At 61.1% G+C, this 16,658-nt stretch carries 17 protein-coding genes; 13 read left to right on the plus strand and 4 right to left on the minus strand.

The window, feature by feature from the left end; genetic code table 11:
- Positions 1 to 7 precede the first annotated feature (7 nt).
- The gene (locus tag OQZ28_RS04860) at positions 8 to 808 is read left to right on the plus strand and encodes an SDR family NAD(P)-dependent oxidoreductase (protein WP_458135333.1); all 801 of its coding nucleotides are present in this window, start codon (positions 8 to 10) and stop codon (positions 806 to 808) included.
- A 174-nt stretch (positions 809 to 982) separates the two neighbouring features.
- Here OQZ28_RS04860 and ppk2 read toward each other — a convergent pair whose 3' ends face one another.
- From ppk2 to OQZ28_RS04875, 3 genes are all read right to left on the minus strand, one after another.
- Entirely contained in the window at positions 983 to 1,885 is a 903-nt protein-coding gene (ppk2, locus tag OQZ28_RS04865; protein WP_130732632.1) for a polyphosphate kinase 2, read from the minus strand.
- A 30-nt stretch (positions 1,886 to 1,915) separates the two neighbouring features.
- The gene (locus OQZ28_RS04870) at positions 1,916 to 3,271 is read right to left on the minus strand and encodes an inorganic phosphate transporter (RefSeq protein WP_130732615.1); all 1,356 of its coding nucleotides are present in this window, start codon (positions 3,269 to 3,271) and stop codon (positions 1,916 to 1,918) included.
- A 114-nt stretch (positions 3,272 to 3,385) separates the two neighbouring features.
- The gene (locus OQZ28_RS04875) at positions 3,386 to 3,613 is read right to left on the minus strand and encodes a hypothetical protein (RefSeq protein WP_130732614.1); all 228 of its coding nucleotides are present in this window, start codon (positions 3,611 to 3,613) and stop codon (positions 3,386 to 3,388) included.
- Between the two features lie 260 nt (positions 3,614 to 3,873).
- On the opposite strand from OQZ28_RS04875, the gene pstC reads away from it, so the two are divergent.
- From pstC to OQZ28_RS04900, 5 genes are all read left to right on the plus strand, one after another.
- On the plus strand, positions 3,874 to 4,851 hold the full coding sequence (gene pstC, locus OQZ28_RS04880; protein ID WP_458135334.1) for a phosphate ABC transporter permease subunit PstC: 978 nt from the start codon (positions 3,874 to 3,876) through the stop codon (positions 4,849 to 4,851).
- A 14-nt stretch (positions 4,852 to 4,865) separates the two neighbouring features.
- Positions 4,866 to 5,762: a phosphate ABC transporter permease PstA gene (gene pstA / locus OQZ28_RS04885; RefSeq protein ID WP_130732492.1), complete on the plus strand. Its 897-nt coding sequence runs from the start codon at positions 4,866 to 4,868 to the stop codon at positions 5,760 to 5,762.
- A complete protein-coding gene (pstB, locus tag OQZ28_RS04890) occupies positions 5,759 to 6,559 on the plus strand; it encodes a phosphate ABC transporter ATP-binding protein PstB (protein ID WP_242621910.1) in 801 nt (266 codons plus the stop codon). Before pstA ends, pstB begins: the two co-directional genes overlap by 4 nt.
- A gap of 17 nt (positions 6,560 to 6,576) precedes the next feature.
- Complete coding sequence (gene phoU, locus OQZ28_RS04895; RefSeq protein ID WP_205836730.1) at positions 6,577 to 7,272, plus strand: phosphate signaling complex protein PhoU; 696 nt, start codon at positions 6,577 to 6,579, stop codon at positions 7,270 to 7,272.
- 115 nt (positions 7,273 to 7,387) lie between these two features.
- Complete coding sequence (locus tag OQZ28_RS04900) at positions 7,388 to 8,434, plus strand: aldo/keto reductase (RefSeq protein ID WP_458135335.1); 1,047 nt, start codon at positions 7,388 to 7,390, stop codon at positions 8,432 to 8,434.
- 612 nt (positions 8,435 to 9,046) lie between these two features.
- On the opposite strand, the gene OQZ28_RS04905 is transcribed toward OQZ28_RS04900, so the two are convergent.
- The gene (locus OQZ28_RS04905) at positions 9,047 to 9,715 is read right to left on the minus strand and encodes a DUF6998 domain-containing protein (RefSeq protein WP_458135336.1); all 669 of its coding nucleotides are present in this window, start codon (positions 9,713 to 9,715) and stop codon (positions 9,047 to 9,049) included.
- Between the two features lie 583 nt (positions 9,716 to 10,298).
- Here OQZ28_RS04905 and OQZ28_RS04910 point away from each other — a divergent pair.
- The 7 genes from OQZ28_RS04910 to OQZ28_RS04940 all read left to right on the plus strand — a co-directional run bounded on the left by OQZ28_RS04910 (position 10,299) and on the right by OQZ28_RS04940 (position 16,649).
- A complete protein-coding gene (locus OQZ28_RS04910) occupies positions 10,299 to 11,669 on the plus strand; it encodes an NAD-dependent succinate-semialdehyde dehydrogenase (protein ID WP_458135337.1) in 1,371 nt (456 codons plus the stop codon).
- A 120-nt stretch (positions 11,670 to 11,789) separates the two neighbouring features.
- Positions 11,790 to 12,764, plus strand: a complete 975-nt coding sequence (locus OQZ28_RS04915) for a threo-3-hydroxy-L-aspartate ammonia-lyase (RefSeq protein WP_458135338.1) — start codon at positions 11,790 to 11,792, stop codon at positions 12,762 to 12,764.
- Between the two features lie 168 nt (positions 12,765 to 12,932).
- On the plus strand, positions 12,933 to 13,766 hold the full coding sequence (locus tag OQZ28_RS04920) for an urease accessory protein UreD (RefSeq protein WP_458135339.1): 834 nt from the start codon (positions 12,933 to 12,935) through the stop codon (positions 13,764 to 13,766).
- Positions 13,767 to 13,800: 34 nt separating this feature from the next.
- The gene (locus OQZ28_RS04925) at positions 13,801 to 14,103 is read left to right on the plus strand and encodes an urease subunit gamma (RefSeq protein ID WP_078527481.1); all 303 of its coding nucleotides are present in this window, start codon (positions 13,801 to 13,803) and stop codon (positions 14,101 to 14,103) included.
- Positions 14,087 to 14,431 (plus strand): urease subunit beta, encoded by a 345-nt coding sequence (locus OQZ28_RS04930; RefSeq protein WP_130732487.1) that lies wholly within the window; start codon positions 14,087 to 14,089, stop codon positions 14,429 to 14,431. The genes OQZ28_RS04925 and OQZ28_RS04930 overlap by 17 nt, the downstream gene beginning before the upstream one ends.
- A complete protein-coding gene (ureC, locus tag OQZ28_RS04935; RefSeq protein ID WP_458135340.1) occupies positions 14,428 to 16,134 on the plus strand; it encodes an urease subunit alpha in 1,707 nt (568 codons plus the stop codon). The genes OQZ28_RS04930 and ureC overlap by 4 nt, the downstream gene beginning before the upstream one ends.
- Positions 16,134 to 16,649 (plus strand): urease accessory protein UreE, encoded by a 516-nt coding sequence (locus OQZ28_RS04940; RefSeq protein WP_458135341.1) that lies wholly within the window; start codon positions 16,134 to 16,136, stop codon positions 16,647 to 16,649. The genes ureC and OQZ28_RS04940 overlap by 1 nt, the downstream gene beginning before the upstream one ends.
- Positions 16,650 to 16,658: the final 9 nt, after the last annotated feature.

The following is a 16,658-nucleotide window of genomic DNA, read 5'->3' on the forward strand; positions in this document are numbered from 1 at the left end:
ACGGCACATGACAGACAGCAAACGGTTTGGCGGCAAGGTCACGCTGGTAACAGGGGGGGCAGGCAATATTGGCCTGGCCACGGCGCAGCGGCTGGCGGCATCAGGCTCGGCCATCGCCCTGCTCGACCTTGCGGGCGACAAGCTTGACGAGGCCGTGCGCACGGTAGCCGCTGCCGGGGTTACGGCACGCGGCTATGGCTGCGACGTAACGGATGCAGCAGGCGTGCAGGCGGTGGTGGATCGGGTGGCGGCTGATTTTGGCCAGATCGATTTTCTGTTCAACAATGCGGGCTATCAGGGTGCCTTCGCGCCGGTGCAGGATTACCCGGTGGAGGATTTCGCCCGCGTCATGACCATTAACGTGTGTGGCGCGTTTCATGTGCTGCGCGCGGTCTCGCGCCATATGGTGGCGCGCAAATTCGGCCGTATCGTCAACACGGCCAGCATGGCGGGCGTGGGCGGCCCGCCGAACATGGCGGCCTATGGGGCCTCGAAATTCGCCATTGTCGGCCTGACCCAGACGGCCTCGAAAGATCTGGCGCCCTATAATATCCGCGTCAATGCCATCAGCCCCGCCTTCATGGGCCCCGGCTTCATGTGGGAGCGGCAGGTGGAGCTTCAGGCCAAGGCGGGCAGCCAGTATTTCTCGACCGACCCCAAGGTCGTGGCCGAGCAGATGATCAATTCCGTGCCGATGCGCCGTTATGGCGATATCAGGGAAATTCCCGGCGTGGTGGAATTCCTGCTTGGTGATGATTCCAGCTACATGACCGGCGTCAACCTGCCGATTGCAGGCGGTATCCTGTAAAGCCAGCGTAATAAAAATGCAGCCTTTTTTATTAAAAGGCTGCATCTTTTATAGACTATTTAAAAAGTTGGCCCCGAAAACATACAGGAATCATAAAGAAGTTTCTGGTGAAGCTTTTTTCAGAAAGCTTCGAAGAACGCCGCCTTTTTGAAAAAAGGCGGCACCCAAAAACTTTCAGTATTTCTCCGGCACGAACATGGTCTCGGGCACGGGCTGGCGGATGTAGTCCGGGCTGTAGACCCGCTCGGGCAGCCGCACTTCAGGCTTGTGAACCTCATGGTATGGCACCTGCGAGAGCAGGTGGCTGATGCAGTTGAGGCGGGCCTTCTTCTTGTTGTCCGCGCGCACGATCCACCAGGGGGCTTCATCAATGTTCGAGCGCTCGAGCATGATCTCCTTGGCCAGGGTGTAGGATTCCCAGCGGCGGCGGCTTTCAAGGTCCATCGGGCTGAGTTTCCACTGCTTCAGCGGGTCTTCCATGCGGGCGCGGAAGCGCAGTTCCTGCTCGTCATCGGAAATGGAAAACCAGTATTTCACAATCTGTATGCCGCTGCGCACCAGCATGCGCTCGAATTCCGGCACGGCGCGGAAGAACTCGTCATATTCCTCATCCGTGCAGAAATTCATCACGCGCTCGACGCCCGCGCGGTTGTACCAGCTCCGGTCAAACAGCACGATCTCGCCAGCGGCGGGCAGGTGGGCCACATAACGCTGGAAATACCACTGTGTGCGCTCGCGGTCATTGGGGGCGGGCAGGGCGGCCACGCGGCAGATGCGCGGATTGAGGCGCTGGGTAATGCGCTTGATCACGCCACCCTTGCCCGCCGCGTCACGCCCTTCGCAGATCACGACCAGACGGTGGCCGGTCTCCTTCACCCAGTCCTGCAGCGTGACCAGTTCGCCCTGCAGGCGCAGCAGTTCGCGGAAATAGGTTTTCCTGAAATCGGGGTTGTCCGCCCCGTTTTCCGCACCGAGGCGGGCATCATCGAGTTCGAGTTCAATTTCCTCGTCAATGTCATCAAGCACCTCCTCGCGCAGGCGGTCGCGGTCTGACGGGGTCTTGCAGGTGTCGTTCATGTCAGGGGGCGTTCCCATTTGCAGTGCGCCTTACCAGCTCAGCACGTAGAACAGGCCGGCGGCGATGGTGATGGTGACAGGCAGGGTAAAGACCCATGCCAGCGCAATCTTGACTAGCATGCCGCGGTTGATGCCCGAGCCCGAGCCGAGCATGGTGCCCGCGATGCCGGCGGTGATGATGTGCGTGGTGCTGACCGGCAGCCCGGTATAGCCCGCCGTTGCGATCAGGCCCGCGCCCACCAGCTCGGCCGAGGCGCCCTGTGCGGGGGTGAGGTGCGTGTTGCCGATCTTCTCGCCCAGTGTGTGCACGATGCGCTTGTAGCCAATCATGGTGCCAATGCCCAGGCACAGCGCGCTGAGCAGGCGCACCCACCACGGCGCGTATTCCACTACCGGGCGCATCTGGTTGCTCAGGGTTTTGGCGGTGGCGCGGTCATGGGCGGAGGCCTGCGTGTTGAGCGAGACGGCCTTCAGCCCGGCTACGACCTCATACAGGTCGGCGCGCAGCTGCGAGGGCACGACCGTATCGGGCGTGGTCTGGGTCAGGCGGTTGACCGAGGCGATGGCTTCCTCGCGCAGGCCGTCATGGTCATATTGCGTGATCAGGGGGGCCGCGTCGGTAGCGTATTGGGCGATATGGCTGATCTGGGGTTTGCTGTCAGGGGCGAGCGCAAAGGTCGCGGGCAGGATGCCGATGATGGTCAGCATGATGAGGCCAATGCTTTTCTGCCCGTCATTGCTGCCGTGCGAGAAGCTGACCCCGGTGCAGGTCAGGATCAGCAGCCCGCGCACCCAGCCGCGGGTCGGCTTGTCGCCCTGCGGCGGCTGATACAGTTCGGGGTCATGCACCAGGTGCTTGAGGATGAAATACAGCCCGCCCGCACCAATCAGCCCCAGCAGGGGGGAGATGGCCAGCGCGCGCAGGATCTTCCAGATCTGTGACCAGTCAACGCTGTTGCCAATGGCGCGCGTGTGCAGCAATGCATCCCCAATGGCAATGCCGATCAGCGCGCCAATGACGCAGTGCGAACTGGAATTGGGGATGCCGAACCACCAGGTAAACAGGTTCCACGCCAGCGCCGTGCCGAACAAGGCGATGAGCATGGGCACCGCCGGGTCGCCATTGGGGGGCGAGAGCACATCGGCAGGCAGCAGTTCCACCAGCCCGTAGGCCACGCTGATGCCACCCAGCACCACGCCCACGAAGTTCATCAGCCCCGACCAGATCACCGCAGTGCGGGGCTTGAGCGATTTGGTGTAGATGACGGTGGCGACCGCGTTGGCCGTATCATGAAAACCGTTGACGAATTCGAATACGCACACCAGCGCGAAGCACACGACCAGCGCCAGGATGGAAAAGGTTGAATAGGGTGCGAAATGAAGCATGAAACAACACCAGAAGTTATTGTCATGCCAATTTAAATAAAAAGTTCCTTAAAATAAATAATAATCATTCTTATTTAATATAATATTCATATTTATGAATATGGAATACTGCTTTCAGGCATAGTGCCGGGCGGCGTCCATGCCGCGGGCAGGCTTGCAGCGCCCGAGGCGGAAGCGCGTGCGTGCGCGGGCCACCGCATCTTCATAGGAGGGGAGGATATCGCCATCCATCTGGGTCACGCGTTCGTGCATGGCGCGGAAGGTATAGGGCGCATCGGGGCCATCCTGAAATACGATGCCAATGAACACGCCATCGATTTCAATAACGCTGGATTCAAACATGAGGCTCGTTCCTGCCTGTTGTTTTAAGGGCAGCCCGTCTTTCCCGGCCTTCCCGTTGCGGGTGCTATGCCGCATTTTTCCGCGCGGCTTCAACCCGAAATATGTGAACTTTATATGACGTGCCGCAAGTAGATATCAGGCATACATGCATGTAATGGCAGGTGTCATAAAAACTTCATGAAAAATGCCACACGTTATTATTGTCACGAGTCAGTTAATCCGCTTAGTGCTGCATTCATGTCATGCATATCAGGAACTACATGATGGAAGTGCCATCCACCACCACAGGCCCTGGCGCGGCCGCCTCCGGGCGCAACGCAGGGGGCAATGCGGGCGATATCGCCTTCGGCGTGCTGGCCCGGCTGGCCGGGTGGTCCATCCTGCTGGTCATGGCGGGCATCATCATCGTGCTGGTCAGTGGCGGGTGGCAGGCTTTTGCCACCTTCGGGCCGGGGTTCGTCACCAGCAAGGCATGGAACCCCATTACGCACAATTTTGGCGCGGCGACATCCATTTTCGGCACGCTGGTCACAACGGTCGTAGCCCTTGTGTTTGCCGTGCCCTTCGCCTTTGGCGTGGCGTTCTGGCTGGTTGAAATGGCGCCCCCGGCACTCGCCCGCGTGATCGAGACGGCCGTGCAGCTTCTCGCCGCCGTGCCGTCCATCATCTTCGGCATGTGGGGGTTCTTCATCGTGGTGCCGTTCATGGCGCATTATGTCGAGCCGGTGGCCACGCACTATCTGGGCCATGTGCCGGGCATCGGGCTGCTGTTCCGTGGCGCGCCCTATGGCACGGGGCTGCTGACCGGCGGCCTCATCCTGGCCATCATGGTCACGCCCTTCATCTGCTCGGTCATGGCCGATGTGTTCGTCTCCATCCCCACCGTGCTGAAGGAAAGCGCCTTTGGCCTGGGGGCGACCCGGTGGGAGGTGATGCGCAAGGTGGTGCTGCCGTGGTCGCGGCAGGCGGTGATGGGCGGCATCATGCTGGGTACGGGCCGCGCTTTGGGCGAGACGATGGCCGTGACCTTTGTCATTGGCAACAGCAACCGGCTGGGCTGGTCGCTGTTCGCGCCGGGCAACACCATCGCCTCGCTGATTGCGCTTGAGTTCCCCGAAAGTTCGGCTGGCAGCCTCAAGCTCTCCGCGCTGCTGGCGCTGGGCGCGATCCTGATGGTCATTTCATTCATTACCTTGGCCTGCTCGCGCATGTTCCTCCAGCGCGGCATAAAGAACTAGGGAAGTAGCCTTACATGTCAGCCCAGAAAGTACAGGCCGTGGCCACCGACGGGTGGCAGCGCGGTGGCGCGCAGGCCGTGCGGCGCAGGATTGTCGAGCGGCTGGTCAACGTGCTGTGCGCCATCGCCACCGTGGTTGTCCTGTTCCTGCTGTTCTCGATCTTATGGACGCTGGTCACGCGCGGCGCGGCGGGGCTGTCGCTTGCAACCTTCGTGCACAGCACGGCAGCCCCCGGCAGCGGGGGCGGGCTTGCCAACGCCATTATCGGCAGTTGCGAGCAGACCCTGCTCGCCGCCCTGCTCGGTACGCCCATTGGCATGCTGACCGGCATCTACCTGTCGGAATTCAGCCATGACGGCAAGATTGTCTCGTTCGTGCGCTTTGTGTCGGACATGATGCTGTCCGTGCCTTCCATCCTTGTCGGGCTGTTCGTCTACCTGGTGGTGGTGGAGCCCGCGGGGCATTTCTCGGGCATTGCGGGCACGCTGGCGCTGGCCATTCTGTTCATTCCCATCGTGGTGCGCACGACCGAAGACATGCTGCACCTCGTGCCCCGCGCCATGCGCGAGGCGGCCTATGCGCTGGGCGCGCCGGGGTGGCGGGTGATCGTGAGCATCTGCCTGCGCGCGGCGCGCGGCGGCATCATGACCGGCATCCTGCTGGCGCTGGCCCGCATCTCGGGCGAGACGGCGCCGCTGCTCTTCACCTCGCTTGGCAACCTGAACTGGTCCACCAACCTCAACGCGCCGATGGCGAGCCTGCCTGTCACCATCTATCAATATGCCGGTTCGGCCTATGATGACTGGGTGCAGATGGCCTGGACCGGCGCGCTGCTGATTACGGTTGCGGTGCTGGCAACCAACATCTTCGCCCGCTGGTGGCTCTCGCGTAATGGAACCGCATCATCATGAATACCCTCACCATGGATAACAGGCCCGCCCCGGCACAGTCGTCGGTCCCGGCCATCGCCATCCGCAACCTTGATTTCTGGTACGGCGAAAACCATGCGCTGCGCGGCATCTCGCTTGATTTCCCCACCCGGCAGGTGACCGGCATGATCGGGCCTTCGGGGTGTGGCAAGTCAACGCTGCTGCGCATCCTCAACCGCATGTATGACCTCTACCCCGGCCAGCGCGCCATGGGCGAGGTGCTGTTCGATGGTCGCAACATCCTCTCACCCGGCATCGACGTGAACGTGCTGCGCTCGCGCATTGGCATGGTGTTCCAGAAGCCCACGCCGTTCCCCATGTCGATCTATGACAACATCGCCTTTGGCGTGCGGCTGCATGAGCGCCTCTCACGCGCTGACATGGACCAGCGCGTGGAGAACGTGCTGCGCCGCGTGGCCCTGTGGGGCGAGGTCAAGGACCGGCTCAATGCCTCCGCCGCCGCCCTGTCGGGCGGGCAGCAGCAGCGCCTGTGCATTGCGCGCACCATTGCCACCCGGCCCGAGATCATCCTGCTGGATGAACCGACCAGCGCGCTCGACCCGATCTCGACTGCCCGGATCGAGGAACTGCTTGATGAGCTCAAGCAGGAATTCTCGATTGCCATCGTCACCCACAACCTCCAGCAGGCGGCCCGCTGCGCGGATCGCGTGGCCTTTTTCTATATGGGCGAACTGGTTGAAGTGGACACGGCGGACAAGATGTTCACCGCACCGCATGAAAAACGCACCCAGGATTACATTACCGGCCGCTTCGGTTGATGACGAAAGACGTGATGATGCCACAGGAATCAATGCACACTGTTCAAAGTTACGAACAGGAACTTGAACAGCTTCGTTCGCTCATCAACAAGATGGGCGGCATGGTCGAGCGCCAGGTGGCGCAGGCCATTACGGCGGTGGTCGAGCATGATGAGGTCGCAGCCCTGGACGCGCCAGAAATGGACCCGCATGTCGATGAACTCGAACGCCAGACCGAGGCGCTGGTCATTCGCCTGCTGGCTCTGCGCGCGCCCATGGCGGGCGACCTGCGCGAGGTGGTGGCGGCGCTGAAAATGTCGGGCGACCTTGAGCGGATCGGGGATTGTGCGGCCTCCATCGCGCGCCGGGCCATGCGCAACGAACTGCTGTCATGCCCCATATCACTCACGGGGCTGCACAGCATGGGCCGGCTGGTGCAGGAAAACCTGCGCCGCACCATTGATGCGATGGACCAGCGCGACCCCGAACTCGCGCGCATTGTCTGGCAGTCCGATACGGCGGTGGATGAACTCTATGTGTCGCTCTTCCGCGAACTCGTAACCTACATGATGGAAGACCCGCGCAATATCGGCCCGTGCACCCACCTGCTGTTCATTGCCAAGAACCTTGAACGCATTGGCGACCACGCCACCAATATTTCCGAGCGCGTCTATTACTCTGTTACCGGCAATATCTTGCCCATCATCCGCCCCCGTGGCGGCACGTTTGACTGAAGCGCCTGCCTGATCCCTGCCTGGCCCTGCGTGATTGCGCTACCGTCTGTCTTTTGCAACACTTGCCCTGACAGACGGCCCGTGCCGCGCCCCACCAACCAGGCAGGTTTTTTACATGCAGCAACGTGAACTCGGTCGCACTGGCATCATGGTCAGTGAGATCTGTCTTGGCACCATGACCTTCGGCCAGCAGAATACGGAAGCCGAAGGCCACGCCCAGCTTGATCTCGCACTTGATCACGGCATCAACTTCATCGATACCGCCGAGCTTTATTCCATCCCGCCCCGTGCCGAGACCCAGGGTGCTACCGAAACCATCATCGGCACCTGGCTCAGGGCGCGTGGCGGCCGTGACCGGCTGGTCATTGCCAGCAAGGTGGTGGGTCGGGGCACATCGCCATGGTTCCGCCCCGGCGGGGAGGAAACCCGGCTGACGCCCAGGCAGATCCGTTACGCGCTTGATGGCTCGCTGCGCCGGCTTGGCACGGATTACATCGACCTGTACCAGTTGCACTGGCCGGACCGCAAGCTGGGGCTGTTCGGGGCAGGGGGCACTACATTCACCGCCCTGCCCGAGGCTGACGAGGTGCCCATTGCCGAGACGCTGGGCGTGCTGGGCGACCTGGTGCGCGAAGGCAAGATCCGCCATGTCGGCCTCTCTAACGAGACGGCATGGGGTGTTTCGCAATATCTGGCCGAATCCCGCCACGGCGCGCCGCGCGTGGTGTCGATCCAGAATGCCTATAACCTTATCAACCGCACCTTTGAGATCGGCCTGGCCGAGATCGCCCTGCGCGAGAAGGTGGGCCTGCTGGCCTATTCGCCCCTGGCGCAGGGCTACCTGACCGGCAAATACCTGAACGGCGCGCGACCGGCAGGTGCGCGCACCACGCTCTTCAACCGCGCCCAGCGCTACGAGAAGCCGGGCGTGGAAGAAGCGGTCAGCGCCTATATCGCGCTGGCAAAAGCGGAAGGGATCGACCCGGTGCAGATGGCCATTGCCTTTGTCACGTCGCGACCGTTCGTGACCTCGAACATCATTGGCGCCACGAGTATCGAACAGCTCAGGACCATTCTCGGTTCGGTTGATCTGGTCATTACGCCGGAACTCGAGGCCAAGATCAACGCGATCCATCAGGTGCATTGCAATCCTGCGCCCTGATCAGTTTTGTTTAACCCACCCGGTTGCCGGGTGGGTAGGACGAACTGATGCGAAATCGTCATTTCTTATCTGGGATTGCCGCTTCCCAAGGCTATATGGGAAGGCAAGGCTCTGCTAAAATGAAAGCGGATTGTAACGGGCATCTGATTTTTAATTGCTGATAGGAGTGACATTAAGGTCTGTTTACGCCTCATACTGGACAGACTCTCTTTAAAAATAATCGTTGCATGAAGATATTATTGTGAACAATAAATATTTATTACTCATATGATTTGAAATTTCTAGATTATTTCAAACAACAGTCTCTATGTCGGCATCTCATTAGTTCAGTCGATCGGATGATCTCGTGAACTGTGTACGCGAATGCATTCGGGATAATATTGGGTGCGCGATAAACCGCCCGGAATGGTTATTGATGCAGGAACACAATCAGGTCATCCGCAGTCGTACCTGGACTATCCGCTCATCAGGTTGAGACTTTGATTGCCGATCGACGCTCAGTCTGCAAGCATTGGCATCTGTCGTCACGCGCAACGATAGATGCCCGACCGTCTTTTTCTCAGCCACCCATTCGGTTTTGGTTAGCTATCAATATCGATGATTCCTCTAATTTTATGGTTTCTCCAAGGCTGTGATAGCAGAAATCACTTCAGATCCAAGCTGATGGGTATTTCGTTTATTGCCTGTATTGTTGAGAAAACTGACACCCAATGATGCAGCTAGTTCGCGCAAGGCAGGCTTTGTAACCCTTTCAGGAACGCCGTCCTTTTCCACTTGGATTGTACCGCTTTCGTATTCGATAACTCTGTAAGGACCGTAGGAAGCTTCCCTGACGATCTTCTGGTCATCTATGGGTACGAATGCCTTCTGTTGACGCGGGGAGTAGATGTAGACGCCTTCCGCTTCACGGCATAAGGGCAGGAAATCAGATGCAGACATATCAGTGACCTCCTCAATTGATATGTCATCATCATCAAAATTCAATCGCAGAATAACGACACGATGAACAACATCGAAAGTGTTTCTGTTAAATCTAATATGCTGGGTAGACGTTACTGTTTTTACAGATATCTGCTCTCCTTCGGCTGAAACGACATCGTAGCCCTTCTGATTGACTTCAGGTGCCATCTGGCCACGCGTTTTCATGGCGACATACAATTCACCAATTCGTCCGGTCAAATGCCGTAATTCAGCAGGATTGACTCCCCATTGGATTTCCTTTTCAAGCCAACCTAAAGCATCTCCAAGCGAACGGATAATCTGTATCTGTGAGAGAGCCATCAGAACCTTCGAGTCCAACCTAAAAATCATATCTGATTATTTTAACTGATGATTCAGGACGAATAAATATCGTAATATAATTTTTTCATCGCCGTTTTTGTACCGAGATCGATACAATCGTGAATAGTAATTTCTCTGATCTCACTGTCCAATATCGGACATTCCACGTCCCCGCCAAAGCCACCAATCCGTGATGCCTTACTGAAAACTAGTAGCAGTTCCGTAATGGACCGTGTGCAGTGTGTCACCGTGTAAGGCGAAGGAAACAAGCTGATCCTGCCCTCATCTTCAAACTCTTGTGATGCCACCTCGCACCATGCGCCCTGCAAGCGCCCGCCCAGCCCCCTGAAACCAGCCATTCCAGCCCGTTTACAGGCGTATGAGCGCAGGGCTGCCCTGTCAGGCGCGGACATTGACACGCTACGGCGGAATATAGTCACGATACAGGGAGCATTGCATCAACACGCAGGGCATGGCGCAATCTGCAACCAAAGAGTGGCAATCCGTTGGTGCGTTCACACAACACCAACCCTTGCCCGGCTATAACGCCATCCATGCCCGCACCCTGTAAGGATATGATGACATGAGTCCCTATCGCACCATTAATCCCGCCACCGGCAAGACGGAAAAGGTCTTTGACCTGCATAATGACAAGGAAATGCTGGCCCGGCTCGAAACCGCCCATCAGTTCTGGGAGGGTGACTGGCGCCGCCGCACCATCGCCCAGCGTCGTGACATCATGCTCAAGGCGGCCGAGATCCTGCGCCGCGACAAGGAAAAGCATGCGCGCCTGATTTCCATCGAAATGGGCAAGATCCTGCCCGAAGCCATTGCCGAGATCTCGCTTTCGGCCGATATTCTGGCCTATTACGCCGAGAAGGCCGAGACCTTCCTCGCCCCGCGCGAACTGCCGGTGTCGCAGGGTCATGCCTGTGTAACCAGCGAGCCGCTGGGCATCATCTACTGCGTGGAGCCGTGGAACTTCCCCTATTACCAGCTCGCCCGCGTGGCAGCCCCCAACCTGATGGCGGGCAATGTGGTCATGGTCAAGCACGCGCCGGGCGTGCCGCAATGCGCCGTGGCGTTTGAAGAGCTGTTCCGTGAGGCTGGTGCGCCTGCAGGGGCCTATACCAACCTGTTCATTACCAATGACCAGTCGGAAAAACTGATCGGGCGCCCCGAAATCCGCGGCGTCGCCCTGACCGGCAGCGAGCGCGCCGGCAGCGCCGTGGCTGGCCAGGCAGGCCGCGCGCTCAAGAAAAGCACGATGGAACTTGGTGGTTCCGATGCGTTCATCGTGCTTGATGATGCCGATCTCGACACGGTCGTGCCGCTTGCGGTGCAGGCACGCATGTCCAATAACGGCCAGGTCTGCACGGCAGCCAAGCGCATGATCGTGCACAAGTCACTCGTTGAGGAATTCACCTCGCGCCTCAAGGTGGCGATCAATGATTTCAAATACGGCGACCCGCTCGAGCAGGGCGTGACCCATGGCCCGATGAGCAGCCAGGTGGCGATGGAACATGCCGTAGCCCAGGTGGAAAAGGCCGTGGCGCACGGGGCAAACCTTGTTGTGGGTGGCAAGCGCATCGAGCGCGAGGGCTTCTTCATGAAGGCCGCGATCCTGACCAACCTGACCAAGGACAACCCCATCTTCTACCAGGAAATCTTTGGTCCCGTCGCCATCATCCATTCCGTGGATAGTGAGGATGAAGCCGTAGCACTGGCCAATGATTCGCCATATGGCCTTGGCGGCTCCATCCAGACCAGCGATGTGGAACGTGGCCGCCGCGTTGCCGCCCGGATCGATACGGGCATGGTATTCATCAACAGCGCGACCGGCTCGGCGGCCGACCTGCCGTTTGGCGGCATCAAGAACTCTGGCTATGGCCGTGAACTTTCGGAATTCGGCATCGAGGAATTCCTGAACCGTAAGCTCGTCCATACGCCCTGAGCCATCAGGCGCCGGTCGCTTCCGTCATGCGATGGGGGCGGCCGTCCTGACATTGCTTCTGGCTGCCGCGACAGAACCGGGCCATGCTGATGGCCTAGCCATGTTGGGGGAGAGGGAGCGATGCAGTCACTACCGGTATTTGCAGATGTGGTCGCGGCGGCAGCACGGATCAAAGGGCAGGCGCATCGCACGCCGGTCCTGACATCGCGGTATCTCGATAGCACAAGCGGCGCGACGCTGTTTTTCAAGGCCGAGAATTTCCAGCGCGTGGGGGCTTTCAAGTTCCGGGGCGCGGCAAACGCCATCGCAGCCCTGCCGCAGGCCGCAAGGCAGCGCGGTGTGGTGGCGTTTTCATCGGGCAATCATGCGCAGGCCGTGGCCAGTGCGGCGCGTGATGCGGGCATACCCGCCATCATCGTCATGCCTGAAGATGCCCCGGCCATGAAACGGGCCGCAACGCAGGGTTATGGCGCGGAAGTGGTTCTCTATGACCGCTACACGCAGGACCGCCAGGCAATAGCCACTGCCATTGCCAACGAGCGCGGGGCCACCGTTCTGCCCCCCTTCGACCATCCCGACATCATCGCCGGCCAGGGCACGGCAGCACTCGAACTGTTTGAGGAAACCGGCCCGCTTGATGCGCTGTTCGTACCCGTTGGTGGCGGCGGGCTGGCCTCGGGCTGCGCGCTCGTGGCCAGTACGGTCGCACCGGACTGCGCCGTGATCGGCGTGGAACCGGCAGCGGGCGATGATGCGCGCCAGTCACTGGCTGCTGGGCATATCGTACGGATTCCGGTGCCCCATACCCTTGCCGATGGTGCGCAGACAACCGCCATCTCGCCACTGACCTTTGCCATCATGCGCCGTTATCTGCGCGAAATTGTCACGGTGGATGACGCGGCCCTGGTCGCCACGATGCGCCTTGTCGCCGAGCGGATGAAGATTGTTGTCGAGCCCACCGGATGCCTTGGCGTGGCAGCCGCCCTTGCCGCAGCGCCCCGGTGGCAGGGCAGGCGCATTGGCGTGATTGTATCGGGCGGGAATGTGGACATGATGCGCTTTGGCCAACTGGTTCAGGCCGCGCAGCCCGATTGACCGCGTGCATGGAAAAGTTTCTGGTGAAGACTTAAAAAAAGCCTTCAAAAAACGCGGCCTTGTTGAAAAAAAGCATGCTCGTGGCCGTGTGGCGCGGATTACGTAATTCTACGCAATGGACGTATCGCACCCGGCTGCTACGATGGCCCCAATGCTGTCAGGACGGAAATGAACGCGGGCATAATCCCACTCCAGCGCGCAAGGGGGCAGTTCGGGCTGGAAGTCAGGGCTGATGGCGCCCGCACCCGCATGGCCGATCTGGTGCAGGCAGGCTGCTGCCGCCTGCTGTTTCCGCGCGTGCAGGGCAACGGGCTGGAAGCCGCCACGGTCAATATATCGGGCGGCATCGCGGCGGGTGACCGTATCAACGGGCGGCTGTCCTGTGGTCCCGGCACGGAGCTGCTGGTCACATCGCAGGCGGCCGAGCGGATCTACCGCGCCCGCCCCGAAGACAGTCCGGCGGATATGGCGGTTTCCTGCCATATCGATGCCGGGGCGCGGCTGGAATGGCTGCCGCATGGCACGATCTTTTTTGATGGCAGCCGCCTGCGCCGCCACATGGTGGTGGATATGGCGCAGTCCGCCACCTTCCTCTTTCTCGAGAGCCGGATATTCGGCCGCCTTGGCGCGGGCGAGCAGCTTTCTAGCCTGCATGTGCGCGACCGGCTGACCATAAGGCGCGCGGGCGAACTGCTGCTCGAAGACATGCTGCGGCTGGAAAACACCACTGTCACGGCCCTGCTGGCCCAGCCCGCCGTGGCTGCGGGGCAGGGCGCGGTGGCCACACTGGTGCTGGCCAGCCCGCAGGCGATGGACCTGCTGGCCCCGGTGCGCGAACGGCTGGCAGCGCCCCAATGCGCGGGCTTTGCCGCATCCGCGTGGAACGGCATGCTGGTGGTGCGTGGCGTGGGCAAGGGGGGCTGGGCGCTTGAGGGGGCGCTGCGTCATATCCTGCCTGCATTGCGGGCGGGGCGGCCCATGCCCTCCACATGGCGGTCATGATACAGCACAGGCAGGCAAGGAGGCGGAGCACGACATGAAGCTGACACCAAGGGAAAAGGACAAGCTGCTCATCGCCATGGCGGCCATCGTGGCCCGCCGCAGGCTGGAGCGTGGCGTGCGGCTGAACTACCCCGAGGCCGTGGCCCTGATTACCGACCATGTGGTGGAAGGCGCGCGCGACGGGCTGAGTGTTGCCGAGCTCATGGCCAGTGGCGGCCATGTGCTGACCCGCGCGCAGGTCATGCCCGGCGTGGCCGAGATGATCCATGATGTTCAGGTCGAGGCGACCTTCCCCGATGGCACGAAACTGGTGACAGTCCATGACCCGATACGCTGACCCCCTGCCCGAAGGCGCCATACCCGGCGAGATCCTGACCGATGGGGGCGAGATTACCCTCAATGAAGGCCAGCCCCGGCGCACCCTGCGCGTGACCAATACCGGCGACCGCCCCGTGCAGGTCGGCAGCCATTATCATTTTGCCGAGGTCAATCCGGCCCTGTGCTTTGAGCGCGCGCAGGCGCTGGGCTGGCGGCTTGACGTGCCATCGGGCGGGGCGGTGCGCTTCGAGCCGGGGCAGGAGCGTGACGTCACACTGGTGCCGCTGCGGGGCCTGCGCCGCGTGATCGGCTTCAGGGGCGATGTGATGGGGAGTGTGGACCAATGACGCGGCTGACCCGGCATGATTACGCAGGCCAGTTCGGCCCCACCACCGGCGACCGCGTGCGGCTGGCCGATACGAACCTTTTGGTGGCGGTGGAAAAGGATTTCACCATCTATGGCGAGGAAGTGCGCTTTGGCGGCGGCAAGACCATCCGCGATGGCATGGCCCAGTCACAGGCCACGCGGGCGGAGGGGGCGGCGGATACCGTCATCACCAATGCGCTGATCATCGACCACTGGGGCATCGTCAAGGCGGATGTGGCGTTGCGTGACGGGCGCATCGCCGCCATCGGCAAGGCGGGCAACCCCGATATCCAGCCCGGGGTGGACATCATCATCGGGCCGGGCACGGAAATCATCGCGGGCGAGGGCAGGATCCTGACCGCGGGCGGCATTGACAGCCACATCCATTTCATCTGCCCCCAGCAGATCGAGGAGGCGCTGGCCTCGGGCATCACCACCATGCTCGGCGGCGGCACGGGGCCTGCCACGGGCACGGCGGCCACCACCTGCACGCCGGGGCCATGGCATCTAGCGCGGATGCTGCAGGCGGCGGATGCCTTTCCGGTCAACCTCGCATTTGCGGGCAAGGGCAATGCCTCGCGCCCCGAGGCGCTGGAGGAAATGGTGCGCGCGGGCGCAAGCTGCCTGAAACTGCATGAGGACTGGGGCTCGACCCCCGCCGCCATCGACTGCTGCCTCGGTGTTGCCGACCGGATGGACGTGCAGGTCATGATCCATACCGACACGCTCAACGAGAGCGGCTTCGTGGAGGACACGATCGCAGCCTTTGAAGGCCGCACCATCCACGCCTTCCATACCGAGGGCGCGGGCGGCGGGCATGCGCCCGACATCATCCGGGTGGCCGGGCTGCCCAACGTGCTGCCATCCTCCACCAACCCCACGCGGCCCTATACGCGCAACACGCTTGATGAGCACCTGGACATGCTCATGGTCTGCCATCACCTCGACCCCAGGGTGCCCGAGGACATAGCCTTTGCCGAGAGCCGCATCAGGCGCGAGACCATCGCGGCGGAGGATATCTTCCATGACATGGGCGTGCTGTCCATGATGTCATCCGACAGCCAGGCCATGGGCCGGGTGGGCGAGGTGCCGCTGCGCACATGGCAGACCGCCCACAAGATGAAGCAGCAGCGCGGCCCGCTGCCCGGTGATGGCGTGGCCGACAACAACCGCGTCAAACGCTATATCGCCAAATATACCATCAACCCCGCCATCGCCCACGGCCTGTCGCATGAGGTGGGGTCGATCGCGGTGGGCAAGCTGGCCGATCTTGTGTTGTGGGAGCCTGCGTTCTTTGGCGTCAAGCCCGATCTGGTCATCAAGGGGGGTGCGATTGCCTATGCCATGATGGGCGACCCCAATGCCTCCATCCCCACGCCGCAGCCGGTGCATGGCCGCATGATGTTTGGCGGCTACGGCGGGGCGCGGACCCATACCAGCCTGACCTTCGTGTCAAAGGCGGCGCTGGAGGATGATATCGGGCGCAGGCTGGGGCTGCAGAAGGGCCTTTCCGCCGTGTCGGACACGCGCGGCGGCATTGGCAAGCGCAGCATGATCCATAACGATGCCATGCCGCATATCGAGGTCGATCCCGAAACCTATGAAGTGCGGGCCGATGGCGTGCTGCTGACATGCGAGCCCGCCGACATCCTGCCCATGGCCCAGAGGTATTTCCTGTTCTGATGACCCGTGTCACCAAAATCCTGCCAGCGGGAAGCTGGCCCGTGGCCGAGGCCGCGGATGTGTTCGCCGCCGATTATGAAGGCCGCCACCGCAGGCGCATGATGCTCACCCTGCGCTCGGGTGCGCGCGTGCTGCTTGAACTTGAGCACGCCCGCCTGCTGGCTGATGGCGATGGGCTGGTGCTTGATGATGGCCGCATCGTTCGCGTCGAAGCCCTGCCGGAAGACCTGATGGAGGTCACCGCCCATGACCCGCTGCACCTGCTGCGGCTGGCGTGGCACCTGGGCAACCGGCATCTGCCCGCCGCTATTGGGGCCGAGCGCATCCTCGTGCGGCATGACCATGTGATTGCCGACATGATTACGGGCCTTGGCGGGCATGTGCGCCACGTCAGGGCAGCCTTTGACCCCGAAAGCGGGGCCTATGCAGGGCGCAGCACAGCACACGGCCATGACCACCATCACGACCATGCCCACACGCATGAGCATGGCGGCCACCACCACGCGCATGACTGAACCCGCTGG

This window comes from Komagataeibacter sp. NFXK3, assembly GCF_054182245.1.

Coding starts and splice junctions, on each gene's coding strand:
- OQZ28_RS04860 (WP_458135333.1), top strand. CDS start 8: ATGACAGACAGCAAACGGTTTGGCGGCAAGGTCACGCTGGTAACAGGG.
- ppk2 (WP_130732632.1), bottom strand. CDS start 1,885: ATGAACGACACCTGCAAGACCCCGTCAGACCGCGACCGCCTGCGCGAG.
- OQZ28_RS04870 (WP_130732615.1), bottom strand. CDS start 3,271: ATGCTTCATTTCGCACCCTATTCAACCTTTTCCATCCTGGCGCTGGTC.
- OQZ28_RS04875 (WP_130732614.1), bottom strand. CDS start 3,613: ATGTTTGAATCCAGCGTTATTGAAATCGATGGCGTGTTCATTGGCATC.
- pstC (WP_458135334.1), top strand. CDS start 3,874: ATGATGGAAGTGCCATCCACCACCACAGGCCCTGGCGCGGCCGCCTCC.
- pstA (WP_130732492.1), top strand. CDS start 4,866: ATGTCAGCCCAGAAAGTACAGGCCGTGGCCACCGACGGGTGGCAGCGC.
- pstB (WP_242621910.1), top strand. CDS start 5,759: ATGAATACCCTCACCATGGATAACAGGCCCGCCCCGGCACAGTCGTCG.
- phoU (WP_205836730.1), top strand. CDS start 6,577: ATGCCACAGGAATCAATGCACACTGTTCAAAGTTACGAACAGGAACTT.
- OQZ28_RS04900 (WP_458135335.1), top strand. CDS start 7,388: ATGCAGCAACGTGAACTCGGTCGCACTGGCATCATGGTCAGTGAGATC.
- OQZ28_RS04905 (WP_458135336.1), bottom strand. CDS start 9,715: ATGGCTCTCTCACAGATACAGATTATCCGTTCGCTTGGAGATGCTTTA.
- OQZ28_RS04910 (WP_458135337.1), top strand. CDS start 10,299: ATGAGTCCCTATCGCACCATTAATCCCGCCACCGGCAAGACGGAAAAG.
- OQZ28_RS04915 (WP_458135338.1), top strand. CDS start 11,790: ATGCAGTCACTACCGGTATTTGCAGATGTGGTCGCGGCGGCAGCACGG.
- OQZ28_RS04920 (WP_458135339.1), top strand. CDS start 12,933: ATGAACGCGGGCATAATCCCACTCCAGCGCGCAAGGGGGCAGTTCGGG.
- OQZ28_RS04925 (WP_078527481.1), top strand. CDS start 13,801: ATGAAGCTGACACCAAGGGAAAAGGACAAGCTGCTCATCGCCATGGCG.
- OQZ28_RS04930 (WP_130732487.1), top strand. CDS start 14,087: ATGACCCGATACGCTGACCCCCTGCCCGAAGGCGCCATACCCGGCGAG.
- ureC (WP_458135340.1), top strand. CDS start 14,428: ATGACGCGGCTGACCCGGCATGATTACGCAGGCCAGTTCGGCCCCACC.
- OQZ28_RS04940 (WP_458135341.1), top strand. CDS start 16,134: ATGACCCGTGTCACCAAAATCCTGCCAGCGGGAAGCTGGCCCGTGGCC.